Genomic DNA, 5,729 nt, shown 5'->3' with positions numbered 1-5,729 from the left:
GCCGTCCATGGTGTGGGTTTTGGCTTGTGCTGTGGTTGTGTGGTTGTTTCTTGATAACTCAACAGCGTGCTTCTAGTTTTTTTGTTTTGTCTGTGCCAGTTTTTGCTGGTGCGGGTTTCTTTGAGTGACTTTTTCGTGATTCTGTCCGGTTTTTGGATGGGGTCAGGGTTTTGGTTTCTCTTTGTTTTGATTGGTGCTGGGCTCTTGCTTTTTTGGTGGGGGTTTGGTTCTGATATTTTTCGACGGAGAGTTTGATCCTGGCTCAGGACGAACGCTGGCGGCGTGCTTAACACATGCAAGTCGAACGGTAAGGCGCCTTTTGGTGTACACGAGTGGCGAACGGGTGAGTAACACGTGAGGAACGTGCCCTTGACTTTGGTATAGCACTTGGAAACAGGTGGTAATCCCGAATATTCAGTTTCCCGGGCATCTGGGGGGTTGGAAAGCTTTTGCGGTCAGGGATCGTCTCGCGGCCTATCAGCTTGTTGGTGGGGTAGTGGCCTACCAAGGCTTTGACGGGTAGCCGGCCTGAGAGGGCGACCGGCCACATTGGGACTGAGATACGGCCCAGACTCCTACGGGAGGCAGCAGTGGGGAATATTGCACAATGGGCGGAAGCCTGATGCAGCAACGCCGCGTGCGGGATGACGGCCTTCGGGTTGTAAACCGCTTTCACCCATGACGAAGCTTTTGTGACGGTAGTGGGGGAAGAAGCACCGGCCAACTACGTGCCAGCAGCCGCGGTGATACGTAGGGTGCGAGCGTTGTCCGGAATTATTGGGCGTAAAGAGCTTGTAGGCGGTTGATCGCGTCGATAGTGAAATCCCGGGGCTTAACTTCGGGCTTGCTTTCGATACGGGTTGACTTGAGGAAGGTAGGGGAGAATGGAATTCCCGGTGGAGCGGTGGAATGCGCAGATATCGGGAGGAACACCGGTGGCGAAGGCGGTTCTCTGGACCTTTCCTGACGCTGAGAAGCGAAAGCGTGGGGAGCAAACAGGCTTAGATACCCTGGTAGTCCACGCTGTAAACGGTGGGTACTAGGTGTGGGTCACATTCCACGTGGTCCGTGCCGTAGCTAACGCATTAAGTACCCCGCCTGGGGAGTACGGCCGCAAGGCTAAAACTCAAAGGAATTGACGGGGCCCCGCACAAGCGGCGGAGCATGCGGATTAATTCGATGCAACGCGAAGAACCTTACCTGGGTTTGACATGTGCCGGAAGCATTCAGAGATGGGTGTGCCTTTTTGGCCGGTTCACAGGTGGTGCATGGCTGTCGTCAGCTCGTGTCGTGAGATGTTGGGTTAAGTCCCGCAACGAGCGCAACCCTCGTCCAATGTTGCCAGCAGTTCGGCTGGGGACTCATTGGAGACCGCCGGGGTCAACTCGGAGGAAGGTGGGGATGAGGTCAAGTCATCATGCCCCTTATGTCCAGGGCTTCACGCATGCTACAATGGCCGGTACAAAGAGTTGCGAGCCTGTGAGGGTGAGCGAATCTCAGAAAGCCGGTCTCAGTTCGGATTGGGGTCTGCAACTCGACCCCATGAAGTCGGAGTCGCTAGTAATCGCAGATCAGCAACGCTGCGGTGAATACGTTCCCGGGGCTTGTACACACCGCCCGTCAAGTCATGAAAGTCGGTAACACCCGAAGCCGGTGGCCTGTCCTTTTTTGGGGGGGAGCCGTCGAAGGTGGGACTGGTGATTAGGACTAAGTCGTAACAAGGTAGCCGTACCGGAAGGTGCGGCTGGATCACCTCCTTTCTAAGGATTCCCTGTTTCCCGTGCCTGCTGGGGGCTGCTGGGCTGTTTTGTCTGGTGGTTTTCTGGTTGGTGTGGGGCTGCTGCCCGCGTGAGTGTTGGGTGGTGGTGTGGGGTTTGTTTTGTGGAGTGCTGGGGGCACGCTGTTGGGTTGTGAGGGGGCGGCCGTGTGGTGGTTTCCTTGTGTGTGGTCGTGTGGCTGCTGGGCTGGTTGGTCTGGTGGTTGTGCGGTTGTGCTTGTTTGTTGAGAACTTCATAGTGGACGCGAGCATCTTTGTAGTTGTGATTGTCTTGTGCGTGCCTGCCGGATGGGCTGGATGGCCTGATGGTTTGGATGGCCTGATGGTTTGGATGGCCTGATGGGTTTGGCTGGTTTGTCTGGTGGGTGTGTGTTGTGTGGCAAGCTACTTAGTGCGATCGGTGGATGCCTTGGCACCAAGAGCCGATGAAGGACGTTGTAACCTGCGATAAGCCCTGGGGAGTTGGTAGACGAGCTGTGATCCGGGGATTTCCGAATAGGGAAACCTTGAAGGGAACCGGTTGTGAGGCCGGCGACTGCCCCCTGAATGTATAGGGGGGTTTGAGGGAACGTGGGGAAGTGAAACATCTCAGTACCCATAGGAAAAGAAAACAATAGTGATTCCGTGAGTAGTGGCGAGCGAAAGCGGATGAGGCCAAACCGTGCGTGTGTGAGAGCCGGCAGGTGTTGCATGTGCGGGGTTGTGGGAGTGTTCTTGCCTGAGCTGCCGTGAGGGCGGGGAGTGATAAAGCAGTGTTGAAGTGGAAGCGGTTGGGAAGCCGTACCGTAGAGGGTGATGGTCCCGTACACGTAGTGCACTGTCTTTCTTGAGCATGTCCCAAGTAGTGCGGAACCCCTGGAATTCCGCATGAATCTGGCGGGACCACCCGTTAAGCCTAAATACTCCTTGGTGACCGATAGCGGACCAGTACCGTGAGGGAAAGGTGAAAAGTACCCCGGGAGGGGAGTGAAATAGTACCTGAAACCGGTCGCATACAATCCGTCGGGGCCCTGCCTGTTTGGGTGGGGTGACGGCGTGCCTTTTGAAGAATGAGCCTGCGAGTTAGTGGTGTGTGGCGAGGTTAACCCGTGGTGGGGGAGCCGTAGCGAAAGCGAGTCCGAACAGGGCGTTTGAGTCGCATGCTCTAGACCCGAAGCGGTGTGATCTACCCATGGCCAGGGTGAAGCGTCGGTAAGACGTCGTGGAGGCCCGAACCCACCAGGGTTGCAAACCTGGGGGATGAGCTGTGGGTAGGGGTGAAAGGCCAATCAAACACTGTGATAGCTGGTTCTCCCCGAAATGCATTTAGGTGCAGCGTCGCGTGTTTCTTGTCGGAGGTAGAGCACTGGATGGTCTAGGGGGCCTATCAGCTTACCGAAATCAGCCAAACTCCGAATGCCGGCAAGCCAGAAGCGTGGCAGTGAGACGGCGGGGGATAAGCTTCGTCGTCGAGAGGGAAACAGCCCAGATCATCAGCTAAGGCCCCTAAGGGGTGGCTAAGTGGGAAAGGATGTGGAGTTGCGGTGACAACCAGGAGGTTGGCTTGGAAGCAGCCATCCTTGAAAGAGTGCGTAATAGCTCACTGGTCAAGTGATTCCGCGCCGACAATGTAGCGGGGCTCAAGCCATCCGCCGAAGCTGTGGCATCCGCGCGTGTACCCGGCATGGTCCCTTTCGGGGGGTTGTGTCCAGGTGTGTGGATGGGTAGGGGAGCGTTGTGTGTGTGGTGAAGCGCTGGGGTGACCTGGTGTGGAGTGCACGCAAGTGAGAATGCAGGCATGAGTAGCGTATGACGGGTGGGAAACCCGTCCGCCGAATATCCAAGGGTTCCGGGGTCAAGCTGATCTGCCCCGGGTGAGTCGGGTCCTAAGGCGAGGCCGACAGGCGTAGTCGATGGTTAACGGGTTGATATTCCCGTACCGGCCCAGCAACGATCCTGTTGAATCGGATGATGCTAAGCACGCGAGACGTCTTCTGTGCTCTTTGAGTGTGGGGGGTGTTGAGTCTGTGAACCGAGTCTGTAGTAGACAAGCTGCGGAGGGACGCAGGAAGGTAGCTCGACAGTCGTTATGGTAAGGCTGTTAAGTCTGTGGGGTGACTGGTAGGTAAATCCGCTGGTCGTGTGCCTGAGAGATGATGAGTGGGGCCCCGTTTCGTGGGTTCGTATTCGAGTGATCCTATGCTGCCTAGAAAAGCTTCGTGAGCGAGTTGCTGTGCCGCCCGTACCCCAAACCGACACTGGTGGATAGGTAGAGAATACCGAGGCGATCGAGATAATCGTGGTGAAGGAACTCGGCAAAATCCTCCCGTAACTTAGGGATAAGGGAGACTTGATGCGTGATGGGTCCGTGCGGCCCGGAGGCGTTGATAGTCGCAGTGAATTGACCCAAGCGACTGCTTACTAAAAGCACAGGTCCGTGCCAAGTTGCAAGACGATGTATACGGACTGACTCCTGCCCGGTGCTGGAAGGTTAAGGGGAACTGTTAGCCCTCGGGCGAAGCGGTGAACTTAAGCCCCAGTAAACGGCGGTGGTAACTATAACCATCCTAAGGTAGCGAAATTCCTTGTCGGGTAAGTTCCGACCTGCACGAATGGAGTAACGACTTGGGTACTGTCTCCACCACGAACTCGGTGAAATTGCATTACGAGTAAAGATGCTCGTTACGCGCAGCAGGACGGAAAGACCCCGGGACCTTTACTATAGTTTGGTATTGGTGATCGGTGCGACTTGTGTAGGATAGGTGGGAGACTGGGAAGCGGTCACGCTAGTGGTCGTGGAGTCGTCGTTGAAATACCACTCTGGTCGTTCTGGTTATCTAACCTAGGACCGTTATCCGGTTCAGGGACAGTGCCTGATGGGTAGTTTGACTGGGGCGGTCGCCTCCCAAAAGGTAACGGAGGCGCCCAAAGGTTCCCTCAGCCTGGTCGGCAACCAGGTGTTGAGTGTAAGTGCACAAGGGGGCTTGACTGTGAGACAGACATGTCGAGCAGGGACGAAAGTCGGGACTAGTGATCTTCTGGTGGCTTGTGGAAGCGCCAGAACTCAACGGATAAAAGGTACCCCGGGGATAACAGGCTGATCTTGCCCGAGCGCTCACAGCGACGGCATGGTTTGGCACCTCGATGTCGGCTCGTCGCATCCTGGGGCTGGAGTCGGTCCCAAGGGTTGGGCTGTTCGCCCATTAAAGCGGCACGCGAGCTGGGTTAAGAACGTCGTGAGACAGTTCGGTCCCTATCCGCTGCGCGCGTAGGAATCTTGAGAAGAGCTGTCCTTAGTACGAGAGGACCGGGACGGACTAACCTCTGGTGTGCCAGTTGTTCCTCCAGGAGCATGGCTGGTTGGCTACGTTGGGAAGTGATAACCGCTGAAAGCATCTAAGTGGGAAGCACGCTTCAAGATGAGGGTTCCCCAGTCTTTGTGCTGGTAAGGCCCCCGGTAGACCACCGGGTTGATGGGTCGGACGTGGAAGCGCCGTGAGGTGTGAAGCTGACCGATACCAAGAGGCCGAGAGGCTTGCCATCACAACCACCACCCGCCTTGTGCCCGCCAGCCGGGCACGAACACTGAAGGGGGTGGTGCACCAGATGGTCTGGCATGCATCGTGTTCGCGTCCACTGTGTTGTTCCCGGCACACAAACACAACACCCCCACCCCTCCCGCAACACCCCTCGGGGTCTTGCGGGGAGAGAAGGGGGGCTGCCACAGCCGGTCAACCCCCGGAACAGCGGGCTGACCCGGTACAACAAAATGATGATTGTGTGTTGAACACTGTTGCGGTGGTCATAGCGGAAGGGAAACACCCGGTCCCATACCGAACCCGGAAGTTAAGCCTTCCAGCGCCGATGGTACTGCACGCGCCAGCGTGTGGGAGAGTAGGAAACCGCCGCACACAACCCTTCAATGGTGCCCCCGCCAGTGATCGTGGCGGGGGCACCACCACTTAACACGGGG

Annotated in this window: 3 rRNA genes; all 3 read left to right on the top strand. The window is 56.7% G+C overall.

Annotated elements, in window-relative coordinates:
* Window positions 1–239 precede the first annotated feature (239 nt).
* The 3 genes from D9T14_RS13005 (at window position 240) to rrf (ending at window position 5,667) form a co-directional block, all read left to right on the top strand.
* Window positions 240–1,760, top strand: a 16S ribosomal RNA gene (locus D9T14_RS13005).
* Window positions 1,761–2,154: 394 nt separating this feature from the next.
* Window positions 2,155–5,299 (top strand): 23S ribosomal RNA (locus D9T14_RS13000).
* Window positions 5,300–5,550: 251 nt separating this feature from the next.
* Window positions 5,551–5,667, top strand: a 5S ribosomal RNA gene (gene rrf / locus D9T14_RS12995).
* The 16S, 23S and 5S rRNA genes sit together here, the layout of an rRNA operon.
* The last annotated feature ends 62 nt before the right edge of the window (window positions 5,668–5,729 follow it).

The sequence above is a fragment of the Propionibacterium australiense genome, from assembly GCF_003666605.1.
GTDB lineage: Bacteria > Actinomycetota > Actinomycetes > Propionibacteriales > Propionibacteriaceae > Propionibacterium > Propionibacterium australiense.
Note: the sequence above shows the minus strand (reverse complement) of the source record. Positions and strands in the feature narration are given on the sequence as shown.